The 14,219-nt window shown below is 70.5% G+C and carries 10 protein-coding genes; 8 read left to right on the top strand and 2 right to left on the bottom strand.

What is annotated here, in order from left to right:
- Window positions 1–66: 66 nt before the first annotated feature.
- The 3 genes from AB0I88_RS03150 (at window position 67) to AB0I88_RS03140 (ending at window position 3,976) form a co-directional block, all read left to right on the top strand.
- Window positions 67–846 (top strand): hypothetical protein, encoded by a 780-nt coding sequence (locus tag AB0I88_RS03150; protein ID WP_361017693.1) that lies wholly within the window; start codon window positions 67–69, stop codon window positions 844–846.
- 116 nt (window positions 847–962) lie between these two features.
- Window positions 963–2,021, top strand: a complete 1,059-nt coding sequence (locus AB0I88_RS03145) for a lactonase family protein (RefSeq protein WP_361017692.1) — start codon at window positions 963–965, stop codon at window positions 2,019–2,021.
- A gap of 248 nt (window positions 2,022–2,269) precedes the next feature.
- Window positions 2,270–3,976 (top strand): substrate-binding domain-containing protein, encoded by a 1,707-nt coding sequence (locus AB0I88_RS03140; RefSeq protein ID WP_361017690.1) that lies wholly within the window; start codon window positions 2,270–2,272, stop codon window positions 3,974–3,976.
- Between the two features lie 63 nt (window positions 3,977–4,039).
- On the opposite strand, the gene AB0I88_RS03135 is transcribed toward AB0I88_RS03140, so the two are convergent.
- Window positions 4,040–5,215 carry an ROK family transcriptional regulator gene (locus AB0I88_RS03135; protein ID WP_361017689.1) on the bottom strand — a complete coding sequence of 392 codons (1,176 nt, stop codon included), beginning with the start codon at window positions 5,213–5,215 and terminating at the stop codon, window positions 4,040–4,042.
- A 104-nt stretch (window positions 5,216–5,319) separates the two neighbouring features.
- On the opposite strand from AB0I88_RS03135, the gene xylA reads away from it, so the two are divergent.
- From xylA to AB0I88_RS03110, 5 genes are all read left to right on the top strand, one after another.
- Window positions 5,320–6,507, top strand: a complete 1,188-nt coding sequence (xylA, locus tag AB0I88_RS03130) for a xylose isomerase (protein WP_361017688.1) — start codon at window positions 5,320–5,322, stop codon at window positions 6,505–6,507.
- Window positions 6,508–6,559: 52 nt separating this feature from the next.
- The gene (xylB, locus tag AB0I88_RS03125) at window positions 6,560–7,951 is read left to right on the top strand and encodes a xylulokinase (protein ID WP_361017686.1); all 1,392 of its coding nucleotides are present in this window, start codon (window positions 6,560–6,562) and stop codon (window positions 7,949–7,951) included.
- Window positions 7,952–8,151: 200 nt separating this feature from the next.
- Window positions 8,152–9,609, top strand: a complete 1,458-nt coding sequence (locus tag AB0I88_RS03120; RefSeq protein WP_361017684.1) for a pectinesterase family protein — start codon at window positions 8,152–8,154, stop codon at window positions 9,607–9,609.
- A 2-nt stretch (window positions 9,610–9,611) separates the two neighbouring features.
- Entirely contained in the window at window positions 9,612–11,081 is a 1,470-nt protein-coding gene (locus tag AB0I88_RS03115) for an RICIN domain-containing protein (RefSeq protein ID WP_361017682.1), read from the top strand.
- A 149-nt stretch (window positions 11,082–11,230) separates the two neighbouring features.
- Complete coding sequence (locus AB0I88_RS03110; protein ID WP_361017977.1) at window positions 11,231–12,691, top strand: MFS transporter; 1,461 nt, start codon at window positions 11,231–11,233, stop codon at window positions 12,689–12,691.
- Here AB0I88_RS03110 and AB0I88_RS03105 read toward each other — a convergent pair.
- On the bottom strand, window positions 12,599–14,206 hold the full coding sequence (locus AB0I88_RS03105; protein WP_361017680.1) for an alpha-amylase family glycosyl hydrolase: 1,608 nt from the start codon (window positions 14,204–14,206) through the stop codon (window positions 12,599–12,601). The two genes, AB0I88_RS03110 and AB0I88_RS03105, sit on opposite strands and share 93 nt — an antisense overlap.
- Window positions 14,207–14,219 lie beyond the last annotated feature (13 nt).

Below are 14,219 nucleotides of genomic sequence, written 5' to 3'. Positions count from 1 at the left end.
GCATCGGCAGCCGTCTTGCGGAGGCTTCGTCCCATCAACCCCGCACGTTCGAGGAAAGACGAAGCGATGAACGTTCTCACCAGGACAGCGAGCACCCTGTTGATCGTCGGCGTGACGCTGACCGGCTGCGGCGTGGGCGAGGCCGTCGAGGAGACGGTCGCGCAGGTCTCCGCGGCCACCACCCTGGCCGACGGTGTTCCGACCGCCGAGACGCCGGCGTTCCACTACGCCATCAAGGGCGGCCTCCAGCCGCTCTCCGGTGTGCTGGACGCGCCCCGCAAGGCTCTCACCACCGAGGCCGTGGAGAAGATCCCGGACACGAGCATCACCCTGAGCATGAAGTTCCTGGTCATCGACGACCAGGCCTGGACCAAGATCGCCTTCAAGGGCGCGGGGGCGGACTCCGGTCTGCCGAAGCTGCCGAAGAAGTGGATGAAGCTCGACCAGAAGAAGCTCTCCGCCGACTCCGGGGAGGACTTCACCTACCAGGGTGAGACCGACCCCGGCTACGTCAGCGACCTGCTGCGGGCCGCCGCGGACCTCAAGGAGACGGGCGAGGGCGCCTACGCCGGCACCACCGACCTGACCCAGTCCACCGAGGCCGAGATCGTCGAGGCGGACACTCTGGCCGCGCTCGGCGAGAAGGCCAAGGCCGTGCCCCTGGAGATGGCCCTGGACGCCGAGGGCCGGATCACCCGGGCGCTGGTGAGGATCCCGGCGGCGGGCAAGGCCGGGGCCGCCACCTACGAGGTCGTCTACGACCAGTACGGCACGGCGGCGGTGCCGGCCGCGCCGGCCGACGGGGTGGCCGCCCCGGCCGACGTCTACGACATGCTGAACGGCTGACCTGCGGGTCGGCACCGGGACACCGCCGTCGGCGGCGCGGGCGACAAACGGGGGTCCGCGCCACCGGCGGCGGTGTGCTGCCGTGCGATCCCACGATTCTGTGGTGGGATCGGGGTATGGGTTCCAGCGATGAATACGTCTTCGTCGGGTGCTACACCGGTGACAAGGGAGGCGAGGGTGACGGCATCACGCTGCTGCGCCGTGACCCGGCGACCGGGGATCTGACCCGGCTCGGGCTGGCCGCGCGCACCCCGTCGCCCTCCTTCCTGGCACAGCACCCCACACTCCCGGTCCTGTACGCCGTGAACGAGCTCGACCAGGGCACCGTCTCGGCCTTCACGGTGGCGCCGGACTGCTCGCTGGCCCCGCTGGCGGTCCGTCCGACCGGCGGTTCGGACCCCTGTCACCTGGCGGTCACCGCGGACGGCCGGCACCTGGTGGTGGCGAACTACGCGAGCGGCTCGGTGTCCGTACATCCGCTGGACGCCGAAGGCGCTCCCGGAGAGCGCGCCGACCTGCTCACCTTGACCGGTGGCGGTCCGGACGCGGAGCGTCAGGCCGGACCGCACGCGCACCAGGTGGTGCCGGAGCGCAACGGCGCCGACGTGCTGATCTCCGACCTGGGCTCGGACCGGGTGTGGCGGTCCCGGCTGGATCCGAATTCGGGCCGGCTCGCCCTGCCGGATCCGGCCGTGGAGGCGAAGCCGGGCACCGGGCCGCGGCACATGGTCCACTCGGCCGACGGCGCTCTGCTGGTGGTCGGCGAGTTGACCGGGACTCTCGCCTGGTACCGCCCGGCGGGTGGGCCCACGCTCGAGGCGCGGGGCGAGACGGCGACGAGCACGTCACCCGGGCCGGTCTATCCGTCGGAGATCACGATGGGCCGGGACGGCAGGTTCGTCTATGTGGCGAACCGGGGACCGGACACCGTTTCGGTTTTCGCCTGGGACGGGGAAGAGGCCACGCTGATCGCCGAGGTGCCCACCGAAGGGGTGTGGCCGCGGCACATGATTCTGCTCGGTGATCACCTCTACGTAACCAATCAACGTTCACAGAACGTGACCGTTTTCCGCATCGATCCGGACTCCGGAATTCCCGGTGTCCAAGGTGAACCGACCGGTGAACCGACGCCCACTTGCCTGCTTCGCTGGAATCCCGGATTGATCAGGTCATAAGTTACATCAGGCATTGCGGCGTGTCGGTGACTCCATGGGACAAAACCGGCACGCTGCGCGTCGATCCCGGCACCCATCGGAACGGCATCATCACGTTCCGTGGTTTCTAGATCGGGAAGCGCCAATCTGAGTAATTTTCGTCCGAACGTATATGGCATTCAGCTTCGGACATGCGCACTATTGAGCGCGTGTCTGGTCGCCATCGTAGAAACTTCAACTCCAAGGGAGCAGGCGTCGTCGGAGGTGCGATGGCGATAGTCGTCGTAATCGCCGGGACGTGGATCGGCTATCAGCAGGTCGCCGACTCCGAGTGCACCGGTGCAGTCGATCTCACCGTTGCCGCCACCCCTGAGATCGCCCCAGCCGTCGACCAGGTCGCCAAGGAGTGGAGCGCCGCGGGCGCCGAGGTGGACGGCGCCTGCGTGCGGGTGACCGTCACCGAGGAGGTCGCGTCGACCATCGCGGGCGCCGTCTCCCGCGACCACGCCGCGCCGCTCCCGGGTCTGGACCCCGCTCCGGACGCGGTCCAGGTCCCGGACGTCTGGCTCCCCGACTCGTCCGCCTGGCTGATGCGCCTGCAGCAGGAGGCCGCCGGCTTCCTGCCGAGCAAGATCACCTCGGTCGCGCAGAGCCCCCTCGTGCTCGCCGCGCCGGAGCCGATCGCCAAGAAGCTGGGCTGGCCGGACCGAAAGATCGGCTGGACCCAGCTGGTCGAGAACTTCAGCGCCGACGAGCCGCTCTCGGTCGGGATCATGGACCCGACCGTGGACGCGTCCGGCCTGACCAGTCTCGTGGCGATGAACCAGGCGACCGGAACGGCGTCGCCCGCCGCGGTGCAGGCCAAGACCCGGGCGCTGACCGCCGTCTCGCAGAACAAGTTCAAGCTGCGTGATGAGCTGCTGGCGAAGTTCCCGAAGTCGGCGGCGGACCTCACCAACCCCGACTCGGTGGCCATCGCGCCGCTCTCCGAGGAGGACGTGGTCGCGTACAACGCGGAGCGCCCGGCCGTGCCGCTCAGCGCCATCTACCTCGACCCGGCGCCGGCGCCGCTCGACTACCCGTACACGATCATGCCGCAGGTGGTGGACCCGCAGAAATCGGCCGCCGCCGAGGGGCTGCGTGCGCAGCTCGTCGCCGCCGACGCCAAGGACGCGCTGGCGGCGGCCGGGCTGCGGGCACCGGACGGCACCTACGGCGCGGCCTTCAAAGCCCCGATGGGCGCCCCGCAAGCCTCGCCGGCGGTCACCGCCGGCACCGGCAGGTCCGCGGACGGTGGCGCCGCCGCGGGCGGCGTCACCGGTGCCGAGCTGAGCCAGGTGGTCGGCAGCTGGATCGCCCTCACCAAGCCCGGCCAGGCCCTCACCGTCTTCGACGTGTCCGGCTCGATGGCCGACCCGGTGCCGACCGCCGGTGGCAAGTCCCGCGCCGAGGTCACCCAGGCCGCGGCGACGGTGGGTCTGTCGCTGTTCAGCAACAAGTGGTCGGTGGGCGTGTGGCGCTTCTCCACCCGGCTGCAGGGCACGAGGCCGTGGGAGCAGCTGGTGCCGATCAAGTCGCTGGCCACCTCGCGTGACGAGCTGCAGAACTCGATCGGCCGGCTGGACCCGACCAACGGCGACACCGGTCTCTACGACACGATCCTGGACGCCTACAACCACGTGAAGGCGAATTACGCGGAGGGCAAGTCCAACTCCGTCATCCTCTTCACCGACGGCGCGAACCAGAACCCGGACGGCATCACCCGGCCGCAGCTGCTGGCCGCCCTCAAGAAGGCTCAGGACCCGAAGACCCCGATCCGGCTGGTGCTCATCGCCGTCGGCCCGGACGTCAACCTGGACGAGCTCACGGAGATCAGCGACGCGGTGAAGGGCAGCGGCGTGTTCCCCGCCGAGGACCCCACCAAGATCACCAGCATCTTCGCGCAGGCGATCGGCAGCCGTACCGGAGTCAAGTAACACCAGGTCTCACCGCAGAGGAGCGGCCGTCCCGGCGAGGGCGGCCGCTCTTTCGCGCCACCGCTAGGAGAGCCGGCGGAGCCAGGCCGCGGGATCCTCCCGGACCGCCCGGATGATCGCGTCCGCCGCGCCGCGCATGGCCGCGTCGGCGCCGAGCGCCGCCGGGCGCAGCTCGACCGGCGCCAGGCCCGAGGTGAGGACCCGCTGCCGCAGCTCGGCCTCGATGCCCTCCCGCAGACTCTCGAAGATCGGGGCGTACGCCCCACCGAGCACGATCACCGGCACATCGAGCAGGTTGACCACCGCCGAGAGGGCGATCCCGAGCGCCGCCGCGGCGAGTGGCTCACCGGCCTCCAGGGCCTCCTGTCCGGCGTACTGCTCCAGGCAGCCCCGTGAGCCGCAGCGGCACGGCCGACCGTCGGGGTAGACGGTGACGTGCCCGATCTCGCCGCTCCAGCCGCGCACGCCCCGGTAGAGCTCGCCGTCGAGGACCAGCCCGGCGCCGATGCCGATCTCGCCGGAGATGTAGAGGAATGAGCTTCTTTCGACGTGGCCGGGCCGAACGGCACCGGCGCCGCCGGACGGCCCGGAACCTCCCGGCTCGATGCCGGGTTGAGAACGGTTCACAGCCGGGTCGCCGCCGGCCACCCGTAGTTCGCCGAGGGCGGCCAGGTTGGCCTCGTTGTCCACGGTGATCGGCAGGCCGGCCAGCTCCGGCACCCGGTGCAGCGCGGCGATCGCGTCGATGTTCTGCCAGCCCAGGTTGGGCGCCACGCGGACCAGTCCGTCACCGGCGACCAGGCCGGGCACGGCGAGCGCCGCGCCGGCGACGGTCAGCCCGTCGGACTCGGCGGCGAGCCGGGCACGGGCGGCCAGCGCGCCCAGGGCGGCCAGCGACCGTGCGGGGTCGGTGAGGCGCTGGTCGGCGTGCTCGGCGAATCGCTGGCGCACCGTGCCGGTCAGGTCGACCACGCAGGCGGCCAGATAGTCGACGTTGATCTCCAGCCCGAGCGCGGCGGGACCGGTCGAGGTGAGGGCGAGCCCGAGGGCGGGACGGCCCGCGCCGGTCCGCGGCGGAGGGTCGACCTCGACCAGCAGGCCGCCCGCCACCAGATCGTCGACAAGGGCGGAAACGGTCGCGCGGGTGAGCCCGGTGGCCGCGGCCACCGCCGCTCGGGATGGCCGATTTGCGCTGTTCGCCACAGTTCGCAGCACCAGCGCGAGATTATGGGCCCGCACGCTGGCTTGGCGAACCGGTGTCGTGGAGGGGCTCAACACGCCCTTGACAGTGCCATACCGCGGCCAAATAATTCAACCACTAAACAATTTCGGGGAGGTAACCCGTGTCCGTTCAGGCCACACGTGACGACAAGTTCTCCTTCGGTCTCTGGACCGTCGGCTGGCAGGCCCGCGACCCGTTCGGCGACGCGACCCGGCCCGCGCTCGACCCGGTCGAGGCGGTGCACAAGCTCGCTGAGGTGGGTGCCTACGGCATCACGTTCCACGACGACGACCTGGTGCCGTTCGGCGCCGACGCCCAGACCCGCGACGGCATCATCGCGGGCTTCAAGAAGGCGCTCGACGAGACCGGCCTGATCGTCCCGATGATCACCACCAACCTGTTCACCCACCCGGTGTTCAAGGACGGCGGCTTCACCAGCAACGACCGCTCGGTCCGCCGTTACGCGCTGCGCAAGGTGCTGCGCCAGATGGACCTCGGCGCCGAGCTGGGTGCCAAGACGCTCGTCCTCTGGGGCGGCCGTGAGGGTTCCGAGTACGACTCGGCCAAGGACGTGCAGGCCGCCCTCGACCGCTACCGTGAAGCCCTCAACCTGCTCGCGCAGTACTCCGAGGACCGTGGTTACGGCTTGCGCTTCGCCATCGAGCCGAAGCCGAACGAGCCCCGTGGCGACATCCTGCTCCCGACCGCCGGCCACGCCATCGCGTTCACCCAGGAGCTCGACCGGCCCGAGCTGTTCGGCATCAACCCCGAGGTGGGCCACGAGCAGATGGCCGGGCTCAACTTCACCCAGGGCATCGCCCAGGCGCTGTGGCACGGCAAGCTGTTCCACATCGACCTGAACGGGCAGCACGGCCCGAAGTACGACCAGGACCTGGTCTTCGGCCACGGCGACCTGCTGAGCGCGTTCTCCCTGGTCGACCTGCTGGAGAACGGTGGTGTCGACGGCGCCCCCGCCTACGACGGCCCGCGGCACTTCGACTACAAGCCGTCCCGCACCGAGGACTTCACCGGCGTCTGGGAGTCGGCCCGCGCCAACATCCGGATGTACCTGCTGCTCAAGGAGCGGGCCAAGGCGTTCCGCGCCGACCCGGAGGTCCAGGAGGCGCTCGCCGCCGCCAAGGTCGCCGAGCTGGGCAAGCCGACCCTCAACCAGGGCGAGAGCTACACCGAGCTGCTCGCCGACCGCAGCGCGTTCGAGGACTTCGACCCCGACGCGGCGGGCGCGCAGGGCTACCACTTCGTCAAGCTGAACCAGCTCGCCATCGAGCACCTGCTCGGGGCCCGGTAGGCATGAACGATCGCACCGAGTGGCGGCCGGGCATGCCGCGGGAGGTTCAGTCATGGCGCTGGTAGCCGGAATCGACAGCTCCACCCAGTCCTGCAAGGTCGTGATCCGCGACGCCGAGACCGGCGAGCTGGTCCGGCAGGGCCGGGCGGCGCACCCGGACGGCACCGAGGTGCACCCGGACGCCTGGTGGGCCGCGCTCCAGCAGGCGATCGAGGAGGCCGGCGGCCTGGACGACGTGGCCGCCGCCTCGGTCGCCGGGCAGCAGCACGGCATGGTCGTGCTGGACGAGAACGGCGAGGTGGTCCGGCCGGCGCTGCTGTGGAACGACACCCGCAGCGCCGGTGCGGCCGCCGACCTGATCGAGGAGCTCGGCGGCGGGGACAAGTGGGCGGACGCGGTCGGCATCGTGCCGGTCGCCAGCTTCACCCTGACCAAGCTGCGCTGGCTGGCCCGCAACGAGCCGGAGAACGCCGCCCGTGTCCAGACGGTCTGCCTGCCGCACGACTGGCTCACCTGGAAGCTGGGCGGAAAAGCCGGTCTGTACACCGACCGCAGCGACGCCAGCGGCACCCTCTACTGGTCGGCCCGGACCGGCGAGTACCGCCACGACCTGCTGGAACTCGGGTTCGGCCGGTCGCTGCGGGTGCCCGAGGTGCTCGGCCCGACCGGGATCGCCGGTCACCTGCCCAACGGCGCGCCGCTGGGCCCGGGCGCCGGGGACAACGCGGCGGCCGCCCTCGGCACCGGCGCGCTGCCCGGCGACGTGATCGTGTCGATCGGCACGTCCGGCACGGTCTTCGCCTCCTCCGAGGTGGCGCCGAACGACCCGACCGGCACGGTGGCCGGGTTCGCCGACACCACCGGGCGGTTCCTGCCGATCGTGGTGACGCTCAACGCGGCCCGGGTCCTCGACGCGGCCGCCAAACTGCTGAACGTCGACCACGACGAGCTGTCCCGGCTCGCCCTGTCGGCTCCGGCCGGAGCCGACGGGCTGGTCCTGGTGCCCTACCTGGAGGGTGAGCGGACCCCGAACCGGCCGGACGCCACCGGCGCGATCCACGGGCTCACCCTCAAGACGTCGACCCCGGCGCATCTGGCCCGGGCCGCCGTCGAGGGGATGCTCTGCGCCCTCGCCGACGGTCTGGACGCGCTGGTCGCGACCGGCGGCGTGGCCGACCGGATCGTCCTGGTCGGTGGCGGGGCGCGCAGCGAGGCGGTCCGCCGCATCGCGCCGGCGCTCTTCGGCCGGCCGGTCGTCGTGCCGCCGCCCGGCGAGTACGTCGCCGACGGCGCGGCTCGCCAGGCCGCGTGGGTCGCTCTGGGCGGCGACGTTCCGCCCGCGTGGTCGGCGGCAACCCCAGCGGTGTACGAGGACGACAGCGTCCCGTTGATCCGTGAACAGTACGCGGCAGCCCAGCAGGCGGTTCTCGACCGCACCCGCTGACCTGCCCCGACCCGGCTCCCACGGTTCCCGGCCCATCCGGGGAACCGTGGGAGCCGGACCCGTTTCCGGCGCCGGTCCGGCGTACCCGGAAAAGATTCGAGATTTTTGTTGTCGCTCTGCCGACGCGGCATCTACGTGCACAGGAACACCGGCCGGCCTCCCCGACCGGCCGTCATCCCCGCACGTTAGGAAGGACCGCAGTGGCAGAGAGAAAGTCCCGCAAACGGGCACTGCTCGGCGTCGCGGCCGCACTGGTCGTGCCGACCGGGCTCATCAGTTGGTCGATCATGCCGTCGAGCGCGGCGACCGCTCCGGCCGCCGGTAACACCTACACGCTGGCCGTGAAGAAGAGCGGCATGTGCATCGACGTGCCGTCGGCGTCGAAGGACAACGGTGCGCTGTTGCAGCAGTGGGGTTGTTCGGCGGGTGCGGCGTGGCAGCAGTTCAAGCTGGTGGCCGCCGGTTCGAACTTCCTGCTCCAGAACGTGAACAGCGGTAAGTGTGTCGACGTGCCCGGCGCCTCGACCACGTCGGGTCAGCGGCTGCAGCAGTGGGGCTGCGCGAGCGGCCAGACCAACCAGCAGTGGAGGTTCGCCGCCTCGGGCACCGGCACGTACCAGATCATCAACGTCGGCAACGGTCTGTGCGTCTCCGACCAGGGCGCGTCGACCGCCTCGGGCGCGTCGATCATCCAGGAGACCTGCACCGCCAACTCCAACAAGCAGTTCACCTTCACCCCGGTGTCCGGCGGCGCCACCACCGCGCCGACCGCGACGGCCACCACCGGCGCGTTCACCGTGGCGGCCGACGGCACCGGCAGGTACAGGACGGTTCAGGCCGCGATCGACGCGGTCGCCGCCGGCAACACCAGCCGTCAGACGATCACCATCAAGCCGGGTACCTACCGGGAGATCGTGACCATCCCGTCGAACAAGCCGTACGTCACGCTCAAGGGCGGCGGCGACTCCAGCGACGACGTGGTGATCGTCAACAACCGCAGCAACGCCGGCGGTTACGGCACGTCGGGCAGCGCCACGCTCTTCGCCAACGGCAAGGAGTTCAGCGCCACCAACCTGACGATCTCCAACGACTACGGCGAAGGCTCGCAGGCGGTGGCCGCGAACCTGAACGCCGACAAGCTCGTCTTCGACAACGTCCGGTTCCTCGGCGCGCAGGACACCCTGCTGGTCAACAGCGGCCGCTCCTACGTCAAGGGCGGTTACGTCGAGGGCACCGTCGACTTCATCTTCGGTTCCGGCACCGCGGTGTTCAACGGCACGAAGATCTACCAGAAGCGGACCAGCGGCGGCCCGATCACCGCGGCCAGGACGGACGCGGCCAACGCCTACGGCTTCCTCTTCTACAAGGCCACGGTGACCGGCGCGGCGAACAACGTGACGCAGCTCGGCCGCCCGTGGGGCCCGACCGCGCAGGTGCTGTTCCGCGAGTCCAGCCTGAGCGCCACCATCAAGACCGCCCAGCCGTGGATCGACATGTCCTCGAACTCGTGGAAGAACGCCCGGTTCTTCGAGTACGCGAACACCGGCTCCGGCGCCGGCACGAACAGCAACCGCCCGCAGATGAGCACGTCGACGGCGGCCGGCTACACCCCGCAGAGGTACCTCGCGGGCACCGACAACTGGAACCCGGTGGGATGATCATGTCTCTTTCCAAGAAGCGCGCCGCGCTCCTCGCCATGGTTATCACTGTTCCGGCCGCCGTCGTCGGCTGGTCGATCATGCCGTCGAACGCGGCGGCCGCCCCAGCCGCGGGCGGCACCTACCAGCTGATCGTCAAGAAGAGCGGCAAGTGCATCGACGTGCCGGCCGCCTCCACGGACAGCGGCGCGCTGCTCCAGCAGTGGAGTTGCACCGCCGACTCGGCGTGGCAGCAGTTCAAGCTGGTCGCCTCGGGCAGCAACTTCCTGATTCAGAACATCAATAGCGGCAAGTGCATCGACGTGCCCGCCGCCACGACGACCTCGGGCACCCGGCTCCAGCAGTGGGGCTGTGTCGGCTCGCAGACCAACCAGCAGTGGAAGCTGGTCGCGTCGGGCACCGACACGTACCAGATCGTCAACGTGGGCAACGGTCTGTGCGTCTCCGACCAGGGCGCCTCGACCGCGAACGGCGCGTCGATCATCCAGGAGACCTGCACCGCCAACTCGAACAAGCAGTTCTCGTTCACCCCGGTCAGCGGGACCGCCACGCCCACGCCCACCGCGTCCGGCCGCACCTGGGCGTCCACCCCGGACGGGTTCGCGTCCACCGGCGGCGGCACCACCGGCGGCGCGGCGGGCACGACGGTCACCGTCAAGACCCTGGCGGACCTGACCAAGTACGTCACCGCGACCCAGCCGTACGTGATCAAGGTGGCCGGCGCCATCACGATCACGCCCAAGGGCACCGAGCTCAAGGTGCAGTCGAACAAGACCATCGTGGGCGTCGGCACCACCGGCGAGATCGTCGGCGGCGGCTTCTTCCTCGGCGCCGGAGTCAAGAACGTCATCATCCGGAACCTCACCATCCGGGACACCCAGATGACCGAGGACGACCCGGACGACAAGACCTACGACTACGACGGCATCCAGATGGACACCGCGGACCACATCTGGATCGACCACTGCAAGATCACCCGGATGAACGACGGCATGATCGACAGCCGTAAGGACACCACCTACCTGACCGTGTCCTGGAACGTGCTGGACACCGGCAACAAGGCGTTCGGCATCGGCTGGACCGAGAACGTGACGTCCCGGATGACGATCCACCACAACTGGATCAAGAACACCGTGCAGCGCAACCCCAGCACCGACAACGTTCTCTACGCACATCTCTACAACAACCACATGCAGAACATCACCTCGTACGGCAACCTGTCGCGCGGTGGCACCAGGATGGTTCTGGAGAACAGCTACTTCGACAACGTCGTGAACCCGTACTACAACGACACGTCGGCCGCCCAGCTCAAGCAGTCGGGCAGCATCGTCAAGAACTCCTCGGGCAAGCAGCAGACCAACGGCTCGGCCTTCGACCCGAAGAGCTTCTACCCGTACACCCTCGACGCCGCGGCGGACGTTCCCGCGCTGCTGGCGAAGTACGCCGGACCGCAGGCCGACATCGGCAACTGACCATCACCGGGTGAGGAGGAGGCGGCGCCGCCCAGGGGTGGCGCCGCCTCCTCGCGTCCGGCCCGGACCACGCCGGCCGCCCGCGCCCGGCGGCGACGAGGGTGTGCGGCAGGCCCGGCCCCGGCCCAGCGGATAGCCTCTACCGGGTGATGAGCAGGGGCGGGAGCGTGCACCGCGCGTACAGCGTGGTGGTCTTCGTGATCCTGGCCGCGCTGGACAACGTGGCGATCGGCCTGGTCCCCCCGCTCTACGGCAGCATCGGCGCCGACCTCGGGGTGAGCGAGGGCCACATCGCGCTGGCCACCACGGTCATGTTCCTGATCAGTGCGGTCGCGGCCATCATCTTCGCGTACGTCGGCGACCGCACCGACCGCAAGCCGGTGCTGATCGCCGGCACCGTCATCTGGGTGGCCGGGACCGCCTGGTCCGGGCTGGCCGGCGACTACGGGCAGTTCCTGGCCTCCCAGGTGGTCGCCGCGTTCGGGCTCGGCGGCGTCGCCTCGGTCAGCTTCTCGGTGGTCAGCGACCTCATCTCGCCACGCCGCCGGGGCCTCGTGATGAGCTTCTGGGGCCTGTCACAGGGCGTCGGCACGCTGGCCGGCACCCTGGTCGGCGGCATCCTGGGCCACACCGACTGGCGGCGCCCGTTCCTGTTCGCGGCCGCCGCCGGGGTGGCCGCCATGCTGGCCTACCTGTTCACCTACAGCGTGCCCCGCGGCGACAGCCAGCCCGAACTGGCCGGCGTCGACTACGAGGAGCGCATCCACCACGAGGATCTGCCGGTCATCCTGAAACGGCGGACCAACGTCTGGCTGATCCTCCAGGGCGGCACGGCGCAGATCGCGTTCGGCTCGATGGTGTGGCTGCCGGTGCTGTTCCGGGCCCGGGCCGAGGACCAGGGCTACACCGCCGGCACCGCGGTGCTCATCGGCAGCGTCTTCGCGACCGTCTTCCAGCTCGGGGCGGCGCTGTCGATCCTCGGCGGGCTGGCCGGCGACCGGCTGCAACGGCGTACGCCCCGGGGCCGGGCGCTCGTCGCGTCGTTCGGGGTGCTCGCCGCCGTACCCCTCTATGTGGTGCTGTTCTTCGTGCCCATGAAGATCACCGTTCCGGACGGCGCGGGCACCGGCGCGGTGATCGGTGGCGTGCTGACCAACGTGCTGACCGAACCGACCGTCGGCATCTGCCTCGCCGTGGCCGTGGTGGCGGTGATGCTGACCTCGGCGAACTCACCGAACTGGTTCGCCATGATCGCCGACGTGAACCCGCCGCAGCACCGGGGCACCGTCTACAGCCTCGGCAACCTGATCAACGGGGCCGGCCGGGCGGGCGGCAACGTGCTGGTGGCGGTCGCCTTCGCGAACCTCGCCGGCGCCTTCCCGCCACCGCTGAACTACGCGGTCGGGCTGGCCGCCTTCCAGTTCTTCTTCATCCCGACCGGGATCATGTACTGGCTGGCCAGCAGGACGGTGGCGAAGGACATGGCCGAGACGCACACCACCCTGCTGGCCGTCGCCTCAGAGCATCGCCCAGACGGTCACGTCGGTGGGGACGAGGCCGTCGGCGTCCAGCGGCTCGCTGCTCAGCAGGATCCGGGCCCCACCCGGTAGCGCCACCGGCCCGGCACCGAAGTTGGTGACCACCACGACGTCGCCGTTGCGGAACGCCAGCGCCGCCGGATCGGCCGCCAGCCACGCCAGCTCGCCGGAGCCCAGTTCGTGGGCACGCCGCACCCGCAGCGCCGACCGGTACAGCTCGTAGGTCGAGCCGGGCACGTCCACCTGGCGGTCCAGGGCGTACTCCGCCCAGATCGCAGGCTGCGGCAGCCAGCTCGCGTCACCCGGGCCGAACCCGAAGGACGGGGCGTCCGCCTCCCACGGGATCGGCACCCGGCAGCCGTCCCGGCCCCGCTCGGCGTGCCCGGACCGCTCCCACGCCGGATCCTGGCGCACCTCGTCCGGCAGCGTGGTGTGCTCCGGCAACCCCAGCTCCTCGCCCTGGTAGAGGTAGGCCGAACCGGGCAGCGCCAGCATCAGCAGGGTGGCCGCCCGGGCCCGGCGCAGGCCCAGCCCGATGTCCGGCTGCGGGTCGCCGGCGCCGATGCCGGGCTTACGGCCCTCACCGGGCGGGAAGCCCAGCCGGGACGCGTGCCGCACCACGTCGTGGTTGGAGAGCACCCAGGTGGTGGTCGCGCCGACGGCGTCGTTGGCGGCCAGCGACGCGTCGATGATCTCGCGCAGCTCGTCCGGGGACCAGGGCGCCTCCAGGTAGGGGAAGTTGAACGCCTGATGCATCTCGTCCGGCCGCACGTAACGGGCCAGCCGCTCCTCCGGCTGCACCCACGCCTCGGCGACCAGGATGCGGCCGCCCGGGTACTCGTCCAGGACGGCCCGCCACTGCCGGTAGATCTCGTGCACGCCCTCCTGGTCCCACATCGGCGGCGGCGGACCGGCCGGCTCCAGCCCGCCGAGGATCACCGACGGCGCGGTCCAGTCGGACAGCTCGGCGTCCTTGATCAGGCCGTGGGCCACGTCCACCCGGAACCCGTCCACACCCCGGTCCAGCCAGAACCGCAGGATGTCCAGGAACTCGGCGCGCACCTCCGGGTGGTCCCAGTTGAGGTCGGGCTGCGAGACGTCGAACAGATGCAGATACCACTGCCCGTCCGGCAACCGCTCCCAGGCCGGGCCGCCGAAGACGCTCTGCCACGAGTTGGGCGGCTCCGCACCGTCCCGGAAGATGTAACGCGCCCGCTCCGGGCTGCCCGGCCCGGCGGCCACGGCGGCCCGGAACCAGGCGTGCTCGCTGGACGTGTGGTTCGGCACCAGATCCACGATCACCCGCAGACCGAGCTCGTGCGCGGTGTCGATCAGCTTGTCGGCGTCGCCGAGCGAGCCGAAGCGCGGGTCGACGCCACGGTAGTCGGCCACGTCGTAGCCGGCGTCGTGCTGCGGGCTGGGATAGAACGGGGACAGCCAGATCGCGTCGACGCCGAGCCGCCGCAGCTCCGGCAGGCGCGCCGTGATGCCGGGCAGGTCACCCATGCCGTCACCGTCGGCGTCGGCGAACGACCGGGGATAGATCTGGTAGATGACCGCGTCCCGCCACCAGGCGTCAGTAGGCATGGCCCCACCATAG

This window comes from Actinoplanes sp. NPDC049802 (assembly GCF_040656595.1).
Classification (GTDB): domain Bacteria; phylum Actinomycetota; class Actinomycetes; order Mycobacteriales; family Micromonosporaceae; genus Actinoplanes.
Note: the sequence above shows the minus strand (reverse complement) of the source record. Positions and strands in the feature narration are given on the sequence as shown.